A 19360-nucleotide genomic window follows, 5' to 3' on the forward strand; every position below is an offset into this window, starting at 1 on the left:
GGCGATTGGAAATGAATGGTGGTTTTGATGGCTGTGCGGGAGACGATAAAAGTAATCGCTGGTTATCATGCAAAAAACAATTACAGGGCAAGTCCATTGCCCCGTAATCTCCGTAAAATATAGAATGTCAAAGCGATCCCGAGTGCAGAGAGTACGGTTGCCAGTGTGAAAAGATCGGCATATCCAAATTTATCTGCAAGATAACCAGCCACCGAGGAACCAACAAGATAAATCAGCAGTTCGGCACAGGCGAGGATTGTGAAATCCGTGCCTGGCTGGTCGGAGGAAGATGCTTTCATGAACAGCGAGTAGATTGCGACCAGTTCCATATAGCGCAGAAAGGTTTGGATTGCTGACACAGTCATAGCAATCGTCACACCCGGCCAGATTTCTGCAGCATTGAAGCTGAAAGCAAGGAAGCAGAGGCTGCGCAATAATCCAAGCAGAATGAGCGCTGAGAAAAGCCCTGTCCAGCGGATCAGCAGCGCGGCCAAAACAGCTCCAATCATACCAGCAGTCGCAGCGGCAGCTCCAGAAAGATAGCCAATCCACGATAACGGCAGCCCGATATCCACGAGATAGCTGCCTTCCATCCCCCTTACCATGCCTTCGCTCGCCCGATAGGTCAGGGCAAAGCAAAGGATGAGCCACGCGTTCGGCTGCTGGAAGAAACGTTTCAGGCTTGCGCGCGGCTTTTCCCGAGACTGCTTCTGATCACTTGTTTCTTGCATCCAGAACCCTGCCAGAAGTGGCAGGAGTGAAAGAGCGGAAACGATGAAAATCGTTGGACGCCAGCCGATCTTGTGGAAGAGAACCAGTGCCAGCGTGCCACCCACGATGACACCAAGCGCAACTGCCCCGGCCTGAATTGCATTGCCGGTGGCACGTGTTTTATCGTTAAGATGACGCACAGCATAGCCGTCGGTCGCAATGTCCTGCAAAGAGGAGAGAAGCGTTATACATAGGCAGATCGCAAATAGCGCACCCGCCTGTTGCGGTTCTACGAAAGCCATACAAGCAATGCCGAAAGAGACAAGAAGCTGAGTAACAACGACCCAGCTTCGCCGGTGCCCCCAGCTTGCGATCAGCGGATAGCGATCCACCAGCGGTGCGATCGCGAATTTTGCGATCAGGGGTATCATCAGGAGATAGAAAAGCCCGATAGCCGTGCGCGAGGCACCGCTTTCGCGCATCAGTGGGGGCAATGCCACCAATAGAAGATAGGTCGGGATGCCCTGCGCGAGATAAAGCCCTCCGAGAACGGTATAAAGGCGCGCGTTGGCGCCTTTAGTCTTTGTCGGTAGCATGTCTTGTTGTGCGATCATCAGAAGTTTTTGCTCAAAGCGAGGGCGAAAGTCCTGCCGCGGCCCTTGTAGTCGAAGATTTCTTCAGGTGCGAGTGCCCCATAAAGTGCTTTGGCCCGTGACCCCCAGACAGTGTTATATTCCTTGTTGAACAGGTTGTGCACACCGAAATTCACTGTCATGTCGGCCTTTTCAACGTGATAAGAGCCGATGAGATCAAACAGCGTGTAACCTTCGATCTTGTAACCGGAGTTGTCTCCCAGATCGAAGACGTGCTGACCTTGTAAGCGCAGATTAAGTGTTTCATTGCCCCAGCCTATATGGCCACCGAGTTTGGAAACGCTGGCAGAGCCGATCGTATCCTTGACCCAGTCACCATCCTGATCAACTTCGGTACGTACCCATTGACCCAGAATGCCTACATCGAAGCCATGATTAAGTTTCATGCCCGCTTTGCCTTCGATGCCATAGACCCGACGTTCATTATCCTCAAGTTCGACTGCCAGTGTAGTACGATTGAGTACAATGGAGCGATCGGAGGTGGAGTAGAAGCCTGCAGCCTCCAGATTATAGGTGCCATCATCAAGACGGTAGCCGATTTCGAAGGAATTGGTTTTGATCGCTTCAAGAGCAGAATTTGCAACATTCACGCCACTTAGCAACGTGTAATGGCCACCCGACAACGAGTAGGCACCATAACCATAGTACTTTGCCGGATCGGGCAGCTCAAAGCCCTGGCTGAAATTTGCATAGACCTGCTGTGTATTGGTCAGGCTATAGGTTGCGCCGGCGTTGAATAAGAAGGCGTCGTAATCGACCGAGCCGCCCGGAATTGAATCGGCAGAGGTCGCTGTCCCGTTGAGAATAGCGATCTGTTGCGCCGCGCCAACAAAGTCGCCAACTTCCGTTTTGGTGTACTGATAGCGCACGCCGCCATTGAAGGTAAGACGGTCTGTTGCTTCATAGGAGGCCTCTACGAAGCCAGCAAAGGTGGTAACCTCAATTTTTGGATAAAGGCCGGTAATGCCTGCTGTCTGAAAGTCCATCGCGCCGCTTTGCAGTGCCTTGCTCATATTGAAGATATGTTGGTTTGAAGAAAGTGAATCTCTATCAGCATCAACACCGTAGGTAACACGCAATCCGTCAAGCGGCTCGGAGATGAGTGCGGCCTTCATGCCATAATAATCTGTGTCCTGCGCGCTGCCGTAAAAGTAGGTCGAGCTTGGGAACGGATGAAAGTTGATCTTCTCGCTGCGATAGAAGCCTTGCAAGAGTAACTGCTGGCCGAAGAAGTCATTATCCGTATAGGTCGCATTTAACATAGACCGGCGTGTGCGCGGGTTGAAATCCGAATTATAGCCATCTCGCGTTTCGATGAGGCTTGGATTGCGCAGTCCAGCCAGAAATTGCCCGAAGTAAACGCTGTAATCGGATTTCTGCTCGGAGTTAAAGTATTGTCCGCTGACCTCCAGCCGTCTGTCTGGGTCAAACTGGAAACCTGCGCTGCCCATAAGATCGATACGTCGGTTGAAAGCCGTCGAAGTTTGGGTGATGTCAGGCACAACCATTGTACCATCGGCGTCGTAAAACGCACCACTACGGTTACCTGCCAGCGACAATCGGGCGTCCCATGTTTCGCTGTTATAAGTGACAGCTGCTGCGCCGTTGCGATCCAGGTCATTGCCAGCGCGGAATCCGCTTTCTATGCCTGCCGTGATCTCGCCATGCAAACCGTCCGGCGCGTCCTTGCCTTTTTTGGTGATGATATTGATGATGCCGCCGGTGGCATTGCCGCCATAGAGCGACGTCGCACCAGAAAGAACTTCGATCCGTTCTATGTTGAATGGATCGATAGAATCAAACTGACGGCTCAGTCCGCTGGCAGAATTCATCGATATCCCGTCGATGAGCACCAGGGCGGTGCGTCCGCGCAGGTTTTGCCCATACGAGGTGCGTGACCCTCGGCTGACCGGATCAAAGCTTGGTATTTCCTGAGCCAAAATCTGTTGGATGGTTTCGCCTGAACGCGCGCGCATCTGGATCTGTTGTGCTTCAACAACATAGACGGTGCGGGCCGTCTCTGAAATCTGCTGTCCACCGCGGCTCCCGGTAATCGTGATGGCGTTCAGTACCGTCACTTTGCCGGTCTCAGTCTCCGTTTCGGTCGCTGTTTGCGCCAATGCTTGTGCAGCGACGCTGCCGGCCGCCACCAAGGCGACAACCGAAATCCCGAGATATTTGTTGTGCATGAATTTCTCCAAGGACATGAGCAACGCTGTATGTGCCCTTCGTCCAGTATTTTCTAAAGAGGACTATTCTCATCATGTTTAATTCATTAAAAGACGGATAGCTTGGAGACGAGCGAACCGGGAATGGATTAAAGCGAACCTTGAAGAGTTTTTGCACTGGATATGATGGGAACTGTTAAACCACAAAAATTCGGCAGCGCAGCCTCAAGGGCGACAGATGGGTTGAAGCCCTGCCTTAAGATCCTGCGAGATATGATTGGTATGCCTTCGGTCTCACCGGTTCAGGGTGATCTGTCAAAGGTGCGCGGACTATTTTGGAACCATGGATCGCTGGCGCTTACCACGATCTATTTTCCGCTGATCCACACACGTCTTTCGGCGCCGGGCTCTCGGGATTCAGGCGTCATAATTCTGCGTGCAATGAGTGGTCCGGTTCAAGTGGAGCAGGGACAAATCCGGCTTGATCTAGCAAAAGGCGATGCCATTTTTATGCCATCGGATGTGCCACTTTCGTTAAGCCTTCCGGAGGGAGGGCGTTTGGATTGCGCTTATCTGCCATCGGCGGCCATCACTCAAATCAAGGCAGAAGTTTCCTGTTTATTTTGGCAACCGCTCCCTATCACCTATCTGCCTTTTCAACTGCTGGTGACCTATGCGGGTTATCTCTTGCAGCAGGAATATCAGACCGAAAGCGACGCCGAGATTATGGTCAATCACTTTTACGAGTTACTACCCATACTGGCAGCAAACCTGAAGGCAGGAAGTAAACAACGGGTTTTGACAGGGCGCATGGGGGCTATAAAAGCTAGGATTGATGCCCGGATCATGGATGCGGGCTTCTCGATAATGGAGCTTGCACAGTCTGAGGGGATAACTGCGCGTGCTATCCAGAAGCTGTTTAAACGAGAGAATACCACATTCTCTCGTTATCTGCTTGAACGCAGGCTTGATACGGCGAAGTCTGCAATATTGCATAATGATACATCTGCCATAGCGAAAATTGCTTATGGTGTCGGATTTGATGATCCAGCTTATTTCAGCAGGGCGTTTCGCAATTATTACGGCGTCAGCCCATCTGATTTAAGGCGTCAAATCGCGCGCAGCGTATCGGGGTAACGGCCATCGTTACGAGTAATCCGCGATCATGATCGTAGTTAAGCGGATGCGCGTTTTAGCTTTAGAACAATTCGACCGAAGCGCATAATACTTATAATAATAAATATTCAATTATCAGGACTGTAATTTCTTGTTCAGCAGTTAGTATATCTGCAGACCGGCTTTTACTGCATTTTGTATCGGCTGAAAATGGCTTTCAATGGATCAAGGCAATACCGAAGAACGGCAATAGCTCTTTCTAAAGCTCGAGACTTAGGCTCACTTTGGTTCCGAAGCGGGTCCGTCAAAAGCCATAAAAGCACAATAGAGATACTGTGTTGCTTTAAGATTTTGATTTTGTATTTAAAAATGGTGCCGCTTAGCAGACTCGAACTGCTGACCCCATCATTACGAATGATGTGCTCTACCAACTGAGCTAAAGCGGCCCGGAACTAACGTTCCATATCCTCGAAAGGATATCGATCAATTATGACCGAACGGTGCGCTGATAACCAATAGCATCAAGGAAAGCAAGGTCCAAAACGAACATTCTGCATGTTTGTCTCAGACCTTTTCAAATGATCCGCTCTCCGTGCATCAATCTTGGGGCAGGGCGCGTCAGGCGCCCTGATGGATGCGGCTGCGAGCCGCAACATATTCGCGTTCGAGCCGGTCAACGAGTTTGGCTGCAGGCTCGATTTCTTTCACAGCCGCGATTCCTTGTCCGCAGCCCCAGATGTCTTTCCAGGCTTTGGCGCCTTCCTGATGTGCTTTGTCGAAATCCATTTTCGATGGATCAGCTTCGGGAAGATTGTCAGGATCAAGGCCGGAGCCTGCAATTGATGGTTTGAGGTAGTTGCCAGAAATGCCTGTAAAATAGTTGGAATAGACAATGTCGGACGAATTGGAATCCACAATCATCTGCTTGTAGCCGTCAGATGCACGGGCTTCTGTGGTCGCGATGAATGGAGAGCCAATATAAGCCAGGTCCGCTCCCATCGCTTGAGCGGCAAGAATTGCGCCGCCATTGGCAATCGCGCCTGAAAGCAGTAGCGGCCCATCAAACCATTCGCGGATTTCCTGAACGAGTGCGAAAGGGGAAAGTGCGCCTGCATGTCCGCCTGCGCCAGCGGCGACAGCGATAAGACCGTCAGCGCCTTTACGGATTGCTGAATTGGCGTGGCGGTTGTTGATGATATCGTGAAGCACGATGCCGCCATAGGAGTGGATTGCTGCATTGACTTCTGGCACCGCGCCAAGCGACGAGATGACGATCGGCACCTTGTATTTCACGCAAAGGCCAAGGTCGTGTTCGAGCCGCTTGTTGGAGCGGTGTACGATCTGGTTGACCGCGAAAGGTGCAGCCGGACGATCCGGATTCTTGGCGTCATAGGTGGCCAGGTCTTCGGTGATTTCGGCCAGCCATTCGTCAAGCTGTGCTTCGGGGCGTGCGTTCAATGCGGGAAACGAGCCGACGACGCCTGCTTTGCATTGTGCAAGCACCAATGCCGGATTGGAAATGATAAACAGTGGCGCTCCGACCACGGGAATGCGCAGCCTGCTTTTCAAAATATCCGGCAATGCCATTTCATCCTCCACAAAATTGACGTTTCCGTAAACGTAATAGTTTTAACATGGCTTTTGCCGACGGCAACATGAAAATTAGGAGAGAATCAGACGGAAAATTAAATGTCTGAACCGGTCTCGCAGTCAAAGGTCGGGGGAAAATCACGGTTAAAGTTAAGATTTGGTAACTTTGACAGTTCCTAAGTCTAGCCAAAATGCGGTTCAAACAGCTAAATGCCTTGATTCAGACGTTAATTTCGCTGAGGCTCATGTAAGCATCTGTGTCCGAAAGACCCAGACAGAATACGGAAACCAAGGAAGAGCGGCCCTTTGGAAAGTATCGAACGCGCAATTAGAAATGCATTTGCAAAGGCAGATGCACATAATCCAGCTACCCGCCAGCGTATCTACGAGGCTGCGTGGGGGGCGCATGAACGCGCGCTGACGACAAATACTGCACTGAGTGAAGAACAGAAAAAGCAGCGTCGCCAGAAAATCAAAGACGCGATTTCCGATATTGAAGCTGAGTTCAAAACAGGGCAGGCCGCGTCTCGGCAGGAACCTAGTTTGGATGCCCCATCTTCGTCTGATCCGCTTCTGGGCGATGATGTCTATCAAGCTGGGCCTGCGCTCGATACCGCAGATATCCGAACCTCTTCCAAGAAGGGCAAGCGAGCTTCGGCCGATCTCGGCTATGAAGCAGGTGTTTCGCGCAAGGATCGCAAGAAGAAGAAGCGTTCGCCGCTTGTAAGTGTCGGTATCCCGGTTATGGTTATCGTCATTCTGGGGCTGATTGGCTTTTCGCTCTACAACAGCTTTGCAGATTTCACGCGAGGCAACGGCTCAAGCCCGCTTTTGACTGACAACAGCATGGCACCGATCAAGGAAGGCGAAGACCCGGAAGGGCGCACCTGGATCAATATTTTCACGCCTGCGGATGCGACACGCATGTCTGTTCAGGGCCGCGCAACAGCTGAGATCAAGCGCGAGGGCACCAACAGTTTCGCGCGGGTTCAGACTTCGGGTGCAAACGACAGTGTGACCTTTGATGTCGGTGAGGGCGTTCTTAATCAGCTTGCTGGCAAGAAAGCGACTTTCGACATTGTTGCGCGCAGTGATGATGGCAAAACCACACAGATGTCGGTCAATTGCGATTTCGCGGGTCTCGGGGATTGTGGCCGCAGACGCTATGATGTCCGCGATTCTGTCAGTGATTTCCTGTTCGATCAGGAGTTTCAGGCAGGTCAATCAGCTGGACGTGCAGGCAAGATCACGATCAATTCCGATCTGAGCGGTTCCGGCAAGGCTGTGGATATTTACGCAATCCGCGTCACGACTGCGGTTGCCGAATAATCAACTCAGCAGCTTTTCAAGTGTTTCAAGCCGGTCTGCTTCGCGGGGCGGCTTGTCCCAGCGCAGTCGCGAGAAGCGGGGAAAGCGCATTGCGACACCGGATTTGTGTCGGGTTGAGCGGTTGAGCCCTTCAAAGGCGACCTCCACGACCAATCCATGATCCGGTTCCGCGCGAACGGAACGCACCGGGCCAAAACGCTCAATCGTGTTTTCGCGCACGAATTTGTCGAGAAGCTTCAATTCCTCGTCGGTGAAACCGAAATAGGCTTTTCCGACGGGTACGAGCATGGGGTCTTCTTCGGGGCCGGTCCAAACCGCGAAAGTGAAGTCCGAATAGTAGCTTGAGCGTTTGCCGTGGCCACGCTGTGCATAGACCACCACCGCATCCACTGTGAACGGATCGCGTTTCCATTTGAACCATGGCCCTTTCGGGCGCCCCGGCACATAGGCGCTGTCATGCCGTTTGAGCATAAGGCCTTCGATCACCGGATGTGGTGGGTTAAGACGCAATTTCGCTAGTTCGTCGAAGTCTGAAAACTGAAGCACTGGCGACAAATCAAACCGGCGCTTGTCGAGCTTTTCGACGAATTGAGCGAGCCGCGCTCGTCGTTCCGAGAAGGGTAGCGACCGCAAATCTTCGCCCGACTGCTGCGTGCCATCGTGCAGAAGGTCGTATGCGCGGATGAAGGCCGGATATTCGCGCAACTGTTTGGCCGTCACCGTTTTGCGATTAAGCCGCTGCTGCAAATCAGAAAAGGTTGCGGTTTCGATGCCCGTTTCGCCGTGATGGCCTACCAACAATTCGCCATCAATCGAGCCTTCGAAATCCATGGCCTCCAACACATCGGGAAAAGTGCCGGAAATGTCGTCGCCAGTGCGCGAATAAAGCCGCCGCACGCCATTTTCTGCAACGGCCTGCACACGAATACCATCCCATTTCCATTCGGCGCTATAGGCTAATGGATCAAGTGCTGGAATCTCGGCCTCATCCAGTGCCGTGGCAAGCATGACGGGCCGAAATGGCGCGTCGGCAGTGGCTGCAGGTTTGGGGCCATGGCCTTCAAGCCATGCAAACAGCGCTGTGAAGGGTTGCGTCTGTCCGTGCCAAAGTTCTTCGATTTCAACGACATCCACGCCGCCAAAATCTGCCAGTGCCTGTTTGGCTAGACGGGCGGAAACGCCAATGCGTAAGCCACCTGTTACAAGTTTCAAAAGAGCATAGCGCTCTGATATGCCAAGCAGGTCGAGCCAGCCAGCCACGAGCAACGGCCCCTCACGGCGCGAGGCGTTTTGCAATTCATGCACGACGACGCTGAGCGGCAGGTTGGCACCCGCCGGGGTTTCGTTCGGGCCAGGCCAGATCAGCGAAATCGTTTCGGCAAGATCACCGACATAATCATAGGAATAGGCAAAAAGCGTCGGATCACTGCGCTCGGCAATCAGCGCCCGCAGCATGGCAGGCTTGACGCTCTGCAATTCCAGATCACGGGTGATGGCGGCAAGTGCAAGGCCACGATCTGGATCGGGTGTGGTGCGGAAATAATCGACCAGCAGGCGCAATTTGCCATTGCGTTGCGGCGTGAGGACAAGGCGGTCGAGAAGTTCAGCAAAAGCACGCATCAATCGCCCTCATCTTCGTAGCCGACGAGATGGAGCGGGCGCGCGGGGATGTTTTGCAGCTCGCACCAACGCACGAGTGCTTCTTCACGCCCATGCGTCACCCAGACTTCCGCAGGTTTTATCTCGCTGATCGTTGCGGTCAGCTCATCCCAGTCGCAGTGATCAGATATGATAAGTGGCAACTCGACACCGCGCTGTTTTGCGCGCTGGCGGATACGCATCCAGCCAGAAGCAAAGGCGGGCAATGGGTCGGGAAAACGCCGTGCCCAGCGGTCGGAAAAGGCCGAGGGCGGTCCAACCACGATCTTTCCAGCAAAATCGGGCGAGGCTTCGCCACGTTCAAGCGTTGCAGGCTCCAGCGGACCAAGATCGATGCCCTGGGTCTGATAATAATCGCAAAGCTTTTGCAGGCCGCCGTGAATATAGATCGGCTCGTCATAGCCTGCATCGCGAATGAGCTTGATAACCCTCTGGGCTTTGCCGAGCGAGTAAGCACCTACCAGATGCGCGCGTTCAGGAAACTGTGAGAGTGACTTCAGCAAAGTCGCAATTTCATGACCCGCTTCGGGATGGCGAAATACAGGAAGCGCAAAGGTCGCTTCGGTGATGAACACATCACAGGCAACAGGCTCAAAGGGCGTGCAGGTCGGATCGGCGGCACGCTTGTAATCACCTGACGCGACAATTCGTGAGCCGTCCTTTTCGACTGCAATTTGCGCCGAACCAAGCACATGGCCTGCCGGGTGGAAGCTGACAGTGACACCGTTTACATTCAGCACCGCGCTTAAATCAGCGGTTTGTGTGCTGCCTGCAAAATCTGCACCATAGCGGATAGCCATGATGTCGAGTGTCTGTTGCGTCGCAAGAACATGGGCATGTCCGGCGCGTGCATGATCGGAATGTCCGTGGGTGATCAGCGCGCGATCAACAGGCCGCACCGGATCAATGTAAAAATCGCCGGGCGGGCAGTAAAGACCTCTGGGTGTGGAACGCAGCAACTCGTCAAAACGCATGATTTATTAGATAGGTCAGCAACTTCCTGCTGGAAAGAGTGCGTAAAGTGAACTGCTGACAAAATGAGAACAAAAGTGAACAAACATCTTGGCGACGACCCTTGCCCGCATTAGATTGGGTGTGTGACGCTGAACCTGACACCCACTTCTGAGACCGCTGCCTTTCATCTGCCAGACCGTTTTGTAAAATGGTTTGCAGAAAAGGGCTGGTCGCCGCGCGCCCATCAGCTGGAGCTGCTTTCACGCGCTGAACAGGGGCAGTCCACGCTGCTGATCGCGCCCACAGGTGCTGGTAAAACACTCGCAGGTTTTCTGCCTGCGTTGGTCGATCTGGAGCGAATGCGTAATAAAGTGGGAACCGGTTCTCCGTCCAGGGTTGCGCCTAAAACAAAACAAGGTGTTCACACTTTATATATTTCGCCGCTAAAGGCACTTGCGGTCGATATTCACCGAAATCTGACCATACCTGTCGAGGAAATGGGGCTCGACATTACGATTGAGACCCGGACTGGCGATACACCTGCACATAAACGTCAGCGCCAGAAGCTTGTGCCGCCTGACATTCTGCTGACGACGCCGGAACAGCTTGCACTTCTGATTGCCTCAAAAGGGGCAGAGCAGTTTTTCAAGGGCTTGCGTTATGTGGTGCTGGATGAGCTGCACTCGCTGGTCATTTCCAAACGCGGTCATTTGCTGGCGCTGGGGCTTGCGCGTTTGCGCCGACTGCAACCACAATTGCAAACCATTGGACTGTCGGCAACTGTGGCGCAGCCTGACGAATTGCGTCGCTGGTTGGTCGAACAGGATGGCACAGAGCCGAAATCCGGTCTGGTCACGGTTGATGGTGGGGCCAAGCCTGAAATTACGATTCTCGATTCAGAGGAGCGGGTGCCGTGGGCAGGGCATTCCTCCCGCTATGCCATACCGGATATTTATGAGGCGGTCCGCGCCCATCGCACGACGCTGCTGTTCGTCAATACGCGCAGTCAGGCAGAGATGCTGTTTCAGGAGCTCTGGCGCGTCAACGAGGATACGTTGCCAATCGCCCTGCATCATGGCTCGCTTGATGCCGGCCAGCGCCGCAAGGTGGAACAGGCGATGGCTGCCAACACATTGCGTGCCGTGGTTGCCACCTCGACGCTTGATCTCGGCATCGACTGGGGCGACGTCGATCTGGTCATTCATGTCGGTGCGCCAAAGGGGGCGAGCCGTCTTGCGCAGCGTATCGGTCGCGCCAATCACCGTATGGATGAGCCGAGCCGCGCCATTCTTGTGCCTGCCAATCGTTTCGAGGTGATGGAGTGTAGGGCAGCACTCGACGCCAACTATCTCGGCGCACAGGATACGCCGCCGCTGATCGATGGCGCGCTGGATGTGCTGGCACAGCATGTGCTGGGCATGGCCTGTGCCGAGCCTTTCAACGCCGATCAGCTTTATCGGGAAGTGCAGAGTGCTGCGCCCTATTCAAATCTCTCGCGCGAAACCTTTGATCAAATTCTCGATTTTGTGGCAACTGGCGGCTATGCGCTCAAGACCTATGAGCGCTTTGCCAAAATCCGCAAGACTGTCGATGGCACATGGCGGGTTTCTAACCCGCGCATCGCTCAGCAATATCGCCTTAACATCGGCACGATCGTTGAAGCGCCGGAGCTGAATGTCCGGCTCACGCGTGGCGGTAAGGGAGCTAATGCCCGTGCCGTTGGAAGGGGCGGGCGTGTTCTGGGTCGCATCGAGGAATATTTCCTCGAAACGCTGACGCCGGGCGACACATTCCTGTTCGCAGGCAAGGTGCTGCGGTTTGAAGGCATTCGTGAGAACGAATGCATCGCTTCCAATGCTGCGGGACAGGACGCTAAAATACCGGTTTATGCTGGCGGTAAATTCCCGCTTTCCACCTATCTCGCATCGCAGGTACGCGCGATGCTGGCAGATCGTTCGCGCTGGCCGTTTCTGCCGCAACAGGTGCGCGAATGGCTGGAAGTGCAGGCATTCAAGTCGGTCCTGCCGCGTGAAGACGAGTTGCTGATCGAGACTTTCCCCAAAGGTGGGCGTTTCTATATGGTCGCCTATCCTTTTGAGGGCAGGCTTGCGCATCAGACGCTCGGCATGTTGCTCACCCGTCGTCTTGAGCGCATGGGGGCGCATCCTCTTGGGTTTGTCGCCACCGATTATTCGCTGGGGCTGTGGGGCCTCAAAGACATGGGCGCGATGATCGGGTCAGGCAAATTAAGCCTTAAACGGCTGTTCGATGAAGACATGCTGGGTGACGACCTCGAAGCCTGGCTTGATGAAAGCTATCTTCTGAAGCGCACCTTCCGCAATTGTGCCGTGATTTCGGGGCTTATCGAGCGACGGCATCCGGGGCAGGAGAAGACAGGCCGTCAGGTGACGGTCTCGACCGACCTCATCTATGATGTGCTGAGAACCCACGAACCGGACCATATTTTGCTACAGGCAACGCGTGCCGATGCTGCGACCGGGCTTCTGGATATCAAGCGTCTTGGCGACATGCTGGCGCGTGTGAAGGGTCATCTACTGCATAAGCCGCTGGACCGTATTTCGCCGTTGGCGCTGCCTGTGATGCTTGAAATCGGCCGCGAGCGTGTGGCTGGTGAAGGTGATGAAATGCTGCTTGAAGAAGCAGCCGATGATCTGATCAGAGAAGCGATAGGATGAGTACAGCAGTCTGGGGAAATGGAGAGGCTTATAGTCTGGCGCATGCGGAATTGCGCGGTGTTGCGACGATCTATGATCCGTGCGGCGCGCTTTTCCTGCCGGACCTGCATATGCTGGTCGTTTCCGATCTGCATCTTGAAAAAGGTTCGTCTTTTGCCCGACGTGGCCAGCTCATACCACCTTATGATACGGCCGCGACGCTCGATATGCTGGCTGCTGTCATCGCGCGTTATCAGCCGCGAACCGTTATCAGCCTTGGCGACAGTTTTCACGATGCAAAGGCCAGCGAGCGGTTGCCGTCGTTATATGCGATCCGTCTCAAATCGTTGATTGACCGCCGGGACTGGTTCTGGATCACCGGCAACCATGATCCTGATAGCCCCGCTGACTTGCCCGGCGACTGTGTTGAGGAACTTGCAATCGGAACGCTGACTTTCCGGCATGAGCCATCGCGCATAGAAGCGAAGGGTGAGGTGGCAGGTCATCTTCACCCGGCAGCGCGCATCGTCCGGCGAGGACGGTCGGTTCGGCGTCCATGTTTTGCAAGCGACGGCGAAAGGCTGATCATGCCTGCATTTGGTGCTTATACAGGAGCGCTCAATGTGCTGGATCGTGCGTTTCGCGGGCTGTTCGTCGATGCAAGCCTGCGCGCCTATATGCTGGGGCAGGGTAAGATTTATCCGATTGCACATGGTGCGCTGGTTGGCGGCTGAGGCATTTTACGGGCACAGGATTCCGAAAAACGATCCCCGCTTTTCGGGATGCGCATTAATCTTTTCTGAACAGAATACGCCCGGCCCAGCCTGTAAAGACAGCCAGGAACACGGCAAACAAGCCGTAATAGAAGCTGTATTTATGGGCCGCATCATAGATGCTTTGCTCGACACCGGCTTTCACGATTTCAAGGCTTGCATTGGCTTCGCGCAGGAAAACACCATTGCGAAACAACAAAGCCCGCGCCTTGTGACGTCCAACCGGCACATTGGCCGAGAGGTTCAGCGTTGCGCGAAACAGGGTGCGTGAGAGAAACTCAACGCCGCCAATGCGCTGGCTATAAAGGCCTTGCCGCATTTTCATCTCACGCAATTCGTTTCCGAATTTGGGGATGTTGCCTGAGAGGCTGGATGGGTCTTCCGGTCGAAGGTAGAAATTGCGCACACCAACCGAAAGCTGACGGTAAAGCTTTTCTTCTGCGATGTCCTGCAGATTGCGGGTTGATGCGAGCGAGTAGGACAGCGGTACGCCGAGGAAGGTTTCGGAATCCGCATTCACCCAGACACCGAGATAGCGTTCCTTCTTACGCACGACCAGATCGCGCGAAGGGCCTTGCAGCACGACGATAATGTCGTAGCGGCCCTGACGCTGAATCAATGGATCGGCATTGTCAAGCGCGCCGAAAATCGTGAGATCTGTGCCGCCGAAATTGGAAGTAATGGCAATTGTTTCGGTCGAAAGGCCGATTTCGATTGTTTCTTCAGAGGGGTTCTGCAACTGCGGCACGCCGTTGCCATCGCCGCTTGAATTGGTCTGGGCAGTTGCTGCCGTAACGCTAAAAAATAATGCAGATATGAGCGTGAGTTTCCTCATGTCACATATCCGCAATTGAAATCGAGAACAGATTGTCAGGCCGTACGAAAAGGCCGAAAGCGAGACGCAGCCCCACCGCAAGAACCAGCAGTGCCAGCAACAGGCGCAGCTGTTCACCGCGCAGTTTCTGTCCGGCACGCGCACCATATTGCGCACCGATCACGCCGCCAAGCATCAGCAGGAACGCCAGCACAATGTCGATGGACTGATTGGTCGTTGCCTGCATGACCGTGGTAAAAGCCGTAACGAAAGTGATCTGAAACAGCGACGTGCCGACAACAACATTGGTCGGTACATGCAGCAGATAGATCAGTGCGGGCACCATGATGAAGCCGCCACCGACACCCATTACAGATGACAACAAGCCGATGAAAAAACCGATGCCGAGCACTGGAATGATGCTGACATAGATGGTTGAAGCGCGGAACCGCATCTTGAACGGTAGCTTGTGTATCCACGTATGCTGGCCCGGGCGGCGGATTGCGCCTGCCTGTCCTTTTTTCACACGGCGCAGCGCGCGCACACTTTCAACCAGCATCAATCCACCGACCGTGCCCAGAAAGAAGACGTAAAGGATCGAAACAATCAGATCGAGCTGACCGAGATCGCGCAGCCAGGAGAAAACAAAGATACCGAGCAATGATCCAACGATACCGCCCGCAACCAGAAACAGCCCGAGCTTGATATCAAGCGTTCGTCGTTTGAAATGCGCTAACGCGCCGGAAACCGACGAAGCGATGACCTGATTGGCGCCGGTTGCAACGGCAATGGCCGGTGGAATGTTATAAAAGATCAGCAGCGGTGTGATGAGAAATCCGCCGCCCACGCCGAACAATCCCGACAGAAAGCCCACGGCAGCGCCCATGCCGAGCAGAACCAGCATGTTGACCGACAATTCCGCAATGGGAAGGTAAATACCCAATTCCGAACCCGGTTTTCACAACGCACAACACGCAGCCCTTTGCGGTCGCGCTATGCCGCAAGGTCTGTCTCGCTTCCGTTAAAACATGGCCTCATTCAGTTGAATCAGATCATTGCTCTAACAGTTTGATTTGCCGCGCATCTTGTCCGAAAACCATCTCACACATTTCGGAATGCGCTCCTAACGGTCTTGCTCTTTCAGCAAGGCGAAGTCAAACCCAGATTGAGATTAGAGTTACTTTGACAAATGATGTGGGATGAAAATGGCACATTGTTGTTTGCGAACAACAAAGTTGTCACCAGGTTTGCCACAAATGCTTCACATTATGGCTGCGAAAACCGCTATTCTATATGTCCCTGACGGTTGCTGAGAATGATCGAAATATGGTCTTTCGGCGTTATGACTGCATAAGTCGATGATGGATAGAATTGCGCTCTTATCGAAATGTGGTTCGATATCTTGTTATCGACAAGGCTGCCGTTTTTGATCACATAAAGATAGGAATTGGTGATACTGGCTCCATAAGAACCGGCGAATTTGCTATTCGATGTAAAGCCGAAAGAGCTTGCGCCTTCCGAATAATATTCGCCGTTCGTGACAAGCCAGTCATCGGTCGGATTTGAACGTGACATTGCTGTTTTTTTGCCGTCTGGCGTCGAAAAATTCAGATTGAACGATAGCGCTATGAAAATATTCTTGAGTTCCGTTGTTCCGGAAAAGACCTTGAACAACGACTTGTAGGGATGAAAATCGTCGGCCTGTATGAATTGTCGTTCCGGCGATGAGATTTCAAAGTCAATCGCGTCGCCTTGAAAGCCTTTGATGTCTTTGTCGAGCGCAAGAGGAATTTTGGCAATAATGCCGTTTTCCATTTCATTATTGACGTGCAGCAACATTATACGGCCCCCGGTTTACTGGTCAGATAATAAACCCTTGGGAATAAATTCAACCTGCTACTTCTCGCAGAACGACGCAACTTCTGTGTATAAAACTGCGCTGGTCCATATTCGTTGTTTGGCAGGGCAGGCATAACAAAAAAGCGCCAGAACATTATTCCGGCGCTCTGATTATCTATTTAACGGCATCTTTAATTGAAAACCGTTTCACAATTTTCGGGATGCGCTTTAATCATTGCTAATAAAGGACTTTGTGAAGTCTATTTATTCTTTTCAAGAAGAAGCTGCACAAGCTGCTGATTTACTTCGCCCGTTGGCTCCTGGCCATTTGCCTTCTGAATTTCAGCGATGGCATTGCGGGTTTTATTTCCCATCACGCCGTCGGCGCTTCCCACATCATAGCCATTCTTCTGAAGGATGAGCTGAATGTTACGGACCGCCTTTTTCATATCGACAGGAGCTTGAGCGACTGGTTCGCCATCCGACCAGTTTTGCGGAATGGTGAGCGCGTTGGCAGCCTCATTCATTGGCTTGGCCTTCCAGAGCTCGACAGAGCCCTTCGCACGTTCAAGCTGATCTGGCTTAAGAGCTGCACCAATCTGATCGCGCTTGTCAGCCGCATCCTTGTCACCAGCCTTGGCAGCAAGCGCAAACCACTTATAGCTTTCTTCCAGATTAACCGGCGTCCCAAGGCCTTGAGCTGCGAGAATACCAAGATTGTATTGGCTGTCCTTCACGCCGAGTTCTGCCGCTTCGTTAAACCAGCGAACGGCAGACGTATTATCAGGCTTACCGTTGGCACCGGAGGCAAACAGTACGGCGAGGTTATGCATCGCGTTTGCATTGCCCTGTTTTGCGGCCTGCTGATACCAGTCGATTGCCTTGTTGAGATCGCGGGGCATACCAAGCCCCTTCTCATTCATGTTGCCCATGCGATAAAGCGCAGGTGCAAAATCTTTGCCAGCTGACTGCTCATACCACTTTGCAGCTTCAGCGTAGTCTTCTTTAACGCCACGGCCTTCCATGTAGCGATTGCCGATTTCAAACAATGCGCGGGCGTCGCCCGTCATTGCTGCTTCGCGCAAGGGGGCAGGGCCAGCATCGTCAGGCACATCGATTGCTGTTGCTTCGGGTTCCTGTGCAGGCGTCGTGTCGGAGATGGCCTCTTCGTGCTGCTCAATTGCAGGCTGCGGAGTAGTCAGGCTGCTCTGCTGCTGTGGCTTGGCAATTGTGGTTTCAGGCACCACAACTTCCGGCATTGGCTGCATTGCTGGGGCCGGTGTCTCAGTTTTCGCGGGTGCGATTGAGGCTGTTGTGCCCTTGTCGATTGCTGGCGTCTCGGTCTTTGCCGTCAATTCTGTCTGCTGGCTTTCTTCGAGGAAGACCGAGCCAACCTGCAAGCCAGCAATGGCAAGCATGATCGCACCGATTGCCAGCAGTATCGGCTTGCGCTGACGGTTAAAGAGACTGCTGATCGATCCCTTCTTTTTGTCGGTATCGCTTTCCTGCTGCGCTTCAAGCTTGCTGGATTCTTCGGCCGCTTGCTGAGCTGCACGACGTGCCACGCTGATCAAATCCGCCTTGCGGCTGGTTTCTGTCTTGGCTGTGTCCTGCTGGCTTCGCTCTTCACGAACACGCTTCATAATCGTGTTCAGATCAAGCACGCTGTCATTGTCTGGCTGGACGGAATCGAGCGAAGCGCTGAGTTCCGGTTCCTGGCGTGCTTTTGGCGTAAGCTTTGCAAGCTTTTCGCTTGCCACCGGCGCATCGATTGCCGGGCTGGCTGGCTTGTCTGTCTTCTCTACTGCCACCGATGGGAAAGACTGTGGTGCCGCTGAAAACGGATTAACAACTGGCTTTGTCTTGGCCACTGCTGGCTGAGGTAGATGGGGCTGTGTTTCGATCTGCTGTTCCAGATTGGACAGGCGATCAACGACTTTAACCAGCGTTTCATGAACAGCTTCAAAAGTCTTACCGTTACGCTCATCGGCATTGCGGGCAAGCGTTTCGAGCGACTTGATATCATTGGCAAGTTGCGTAGCAATCGCCGTGTCGTTCTGCGAACCATGCTTGAGTACATGCGCAACGGCTGTTTCTGCCGCTTCGCGTGCTGCATCCAGAACAGTTTCACGATTGTCAGCGATGGAGCGCTCAATGGAATCCAGGCGCGGCTTCAATTCGGCCAGTTCGGCTGAAGGCTTGTTGAGCTGGCGAGCGATGTTTGCAATCTGGTTTTCCAGACCGCGAATGGCTTCGCGCTCAGCGTGGGCAACTTCTTCAGTCTGTGGGGTCTGCAGCAGGCTCAACGAAATTTGCTGCGAGATGTCGTCGAGACGACCTTCAATCGCATGGAGCATACCGCCTTCGGCGTAATGGCTCGCATATTGCGCATCAAGGCGCTTGGTCAGTTCCTTGAAGCGATTGTCGATCTTATCAAGAACAGCGGGATTTGGTTCATGCGCGAGCTTTTCTGCTGCTGCCAGCTTCTGATCGATAGCCGACAGACGGACTTCAACACTGTGATAGTCCGACTGGCTCAAATTCTCCATAACCTTGCCGACTTGATGGGCAAGGAGGTTGATCTGCTGTGCGAGCTGATCAATGGCCTGCTCAGGCAACTGCGATCCTTCGCTCAGTGCATCGATGCGTTGCGAGAGCTCGCCAAGGCGGCGAAACAGTGTGTCCGCATTCTGTTCGGCGACCGAATTATCCAGTTGATGTGTCAGTTCGTTCAGGCGCTGTTCGATGCGCTCAAGACGTAATGTTTCTTCGCGATCTGAGTGCGGATGACGATTGGCAGCGATCACAGCCCGGCTTATTTCATCAAGACGGCTGTCGATCTGGCGCAATGTATTGTTTTCCGACCGCGGTGCGCGTGGCTCTTCGCGCATTTCAGCGAAACGGGGAGCTAGGGGCATGGAGGGGCGGGCATCGTATTGTTCAGCCCGGTTCTGCTCTTCTGTAAGGCGGCGCAGATGTTCTGCAATCTCCGCAAGGCCGGTGATGTGCTTTTCAGCCTTTGGCTCAGGCGAGCGTGGATGGGGTGCTGCGTTTCCAATATGACCGAGACGCTTTTCCA

13 protein-coding genes and 1 tRNA gene are annotated in these 19360 nt (G+C 53.4%); 4 read left to right on the top strand and 10 right to left on the bottom strand.

What is annotated here, in order from left to right; genetic code table 11:
* Positions 1-80: 80 nt before the first annotated feature.
* The gene (locus CEV34_RS21395; protein WP_007879794.1) at positions 81-1325 is read right to left on the bottom strand and encodes a RhtX/FptX family siderophore transporter; all 1245 of its coding nucleotides are present in this window, start codon (positions 1323-1325) and stop codon (positions 81-83) included.
* Positions 1325-3553, bottom strand: a complete 2229-nt coding sequence (gene rhtA, locus CEV34_RS21400) for a TonB-dependent siderophore receptor RhtA (protein ID WP_094544473.1) — start codon at positions 3551-3553, stop codon at positions 1325-1327. Before rhtA ends, CEV34_RS21395 begins: the two co-directional genes overlap by 1 nt.
* A 162-nt stretch (positions 3554-3715) precedes the next feature.
* Here rhtA and CEV34_RS21405 point away from each other — a divergent pair, with 162 nt between their 5' ends.
* Positions 3716-4669 carry a helix-turn-helix transcriptional regulator gene (locus CEV34_RS21405; RefSeq protein WP_007879791.1) on the top strand — a complete coding sequence of 318 codons (954 nt, stop codon included), beginning with the start codon at positions 3716-3718 and terminating at the stop codon, positions 4667-4669.
* Positions 4670-5018: 349 nt separating this feature from the next.
* On the opposite strand, the gene CEV34_RS21410 is transcribed toward CEV34_RS21405, so the two are convergent.
* Both CEV34_RS21410 and CEV34_RS21415 read right to left on the bottom strand, forming a co-directional pair.
* Positions 5019-5094, bottom strand: a tRNA-Thr gene (locus CEV34_RS21410).
* 172 nt (positions 5095-5266) lie between these two features.
* Positions 5267-6235: an NAD(P)H-dependent flavin oxidoreductase gene (locus tag CEV34_RS21415; RefSeq protein WP_007879789.1), complete on the bottom strand. Its 969-nt coding sequence runs from the start codon at positions 6233-6235 to the stop codon at positions 5267-5269.
* Between the two features lie 309 nt (positions 6236-6544).
* Here CEV34_RS21415 and CEV34_RS21420 point away from each other — a divergent pair, with 309 nt between their 5' ends.
* A complete protein-coding gene (locus CEV34_RS21420; RefSeq protein WP_007879786.1) occupies positions 6545-7567 on the top strand; it encodes a hypothetical protein in 1023 nt (340 codons plus the stop codon).
* On the opposite strand, the gene CEV34_RS21425 is transcribed toward CEV34_RS21420, so the two are convergent.
* Both CEV34_RS21425 and CEV34_RS21430 read right to left on the bottom strand, forming a co-directional pair.
* A complete protein-coding gene (locus CEV34_RS21425) occupies positions 7568-9187 on the bottom strand; it encodes a cisplatin damage response ATP-dependent DNA ligase (protein WP_007879785.1) in 1620 nt (539 codons plus the stop codon).
* On the bottom strand, positions 9187-10200 hold the full coding sequence (locus tag CEV34_RS21430) for a ligase-associated DNA damage response exonuclease (RefSeq protein WP_007879781.1): 1014 nt from the start codon (positions 10198-10200) through the stop codon (positions 9187-9189). The genes CEV34_RS21425 and CEV34_RS21430 overlap by 1 nt, the downstream gene beginning before the upstream one ends.
* A gap of 123 nt (positions 10201-10323) precedes the next feature.
* On the opposite strand from CEV34_RS21430, the gene CEV34_RS21435 reads away from it, so the two are divergent.
* Both CEV34_RS21435 and pdeM read left to right on the top strand, forming a co-directional pair.
* A complete protein-coding gene (locus tag CEV34_RS21435) occupies positions 10324-12876 on the top strand; it encodes a ligase-associated DNA damage response DEXH box helicase (protein WP_007879779.1) in 2553 nt (850 codons plus the stop codon).
* Complete coding sequence (gene pdeM, locus CEV34_RS21440) at positions 12873-13589, top strand: ligase-associated DNA damage response endonuclease PdeM (RefSeq protein ID WP_007879777.1); 717 nt, start codon at positions 12873-12875, stop codon at positions 13587-13589. Before CEV34_RS21435 ends, pdeM begins: the two co-directional genes overlap by 4 nt.
* A 55-nt stretch (positions 13590-13644) precedes the next feature.
* On the opposite strand, the gene CEV34_RS21445 is transcribed toward pdeM, so the two are convergent.
* The 4 genes from CEV34_RS21445 to CEV34_RS21460 form a co-directional block, all read right to left on the bottom strand.
* Complete coding sequence (locus CEV34_RS21445; protein WP_007879775.1) at positions 13645-14463, bottom strand: TIGR02186 family protein; 819 nt, start codon at positions 14461-14463, stop codon at positions 13645-13647.
* Between the two features lies 1 nt (position 14464).
* The gene (locus tag CEV34_RS21450; RefSeq protein WP_231195638.1) at positions 14465-15346 is read right to left on the bottom strand and encodes a sulfite exporter TauE/SafE family protein; all 882 of its coding nucleotides are present in this window, start codon (positions 15344-15346) and stop codon (positions 14465-14467) included.
* A 380-nt stretch (positions 15347-15726) separates the two neighbouring features.
* Positions 15727-16281 (bottom strand): hypothetical protein, encoded by a 555-nt coding sequence (locus CEV34_RS21455; protein WP_007879771.1) that lies wholly within the window; start codon positions 16279-16281, stop codon positions 15727-15729.
* A gap of 260 nt (positions 16282-16541) precedes the next feature.
* Positions 16542-19286 carry a peptidoglycan-binding protein gene (locus CEV34_RS21460; RefSeq protein WP_459562090.1) on the bottom strand — a complete coding sequence of 915 codons (2745 nt, stop codon included), beginning with the start codon at positions 19284-19286 and terminating at the stop codon, positions 16542-16544.
* Between the last annotated feature and the right edge of the window lie 74 nt (positions 19287-19360).

Source organism: Brucella pseudogrignonensis (assembly GCF_002252525.1).
GTDB lineage: Bacteria > Pseudomonadota > Alphaproteobacteria > Rhizobiales > Rhizobiaceae > Brucella > Brucella pseudogrignonensis.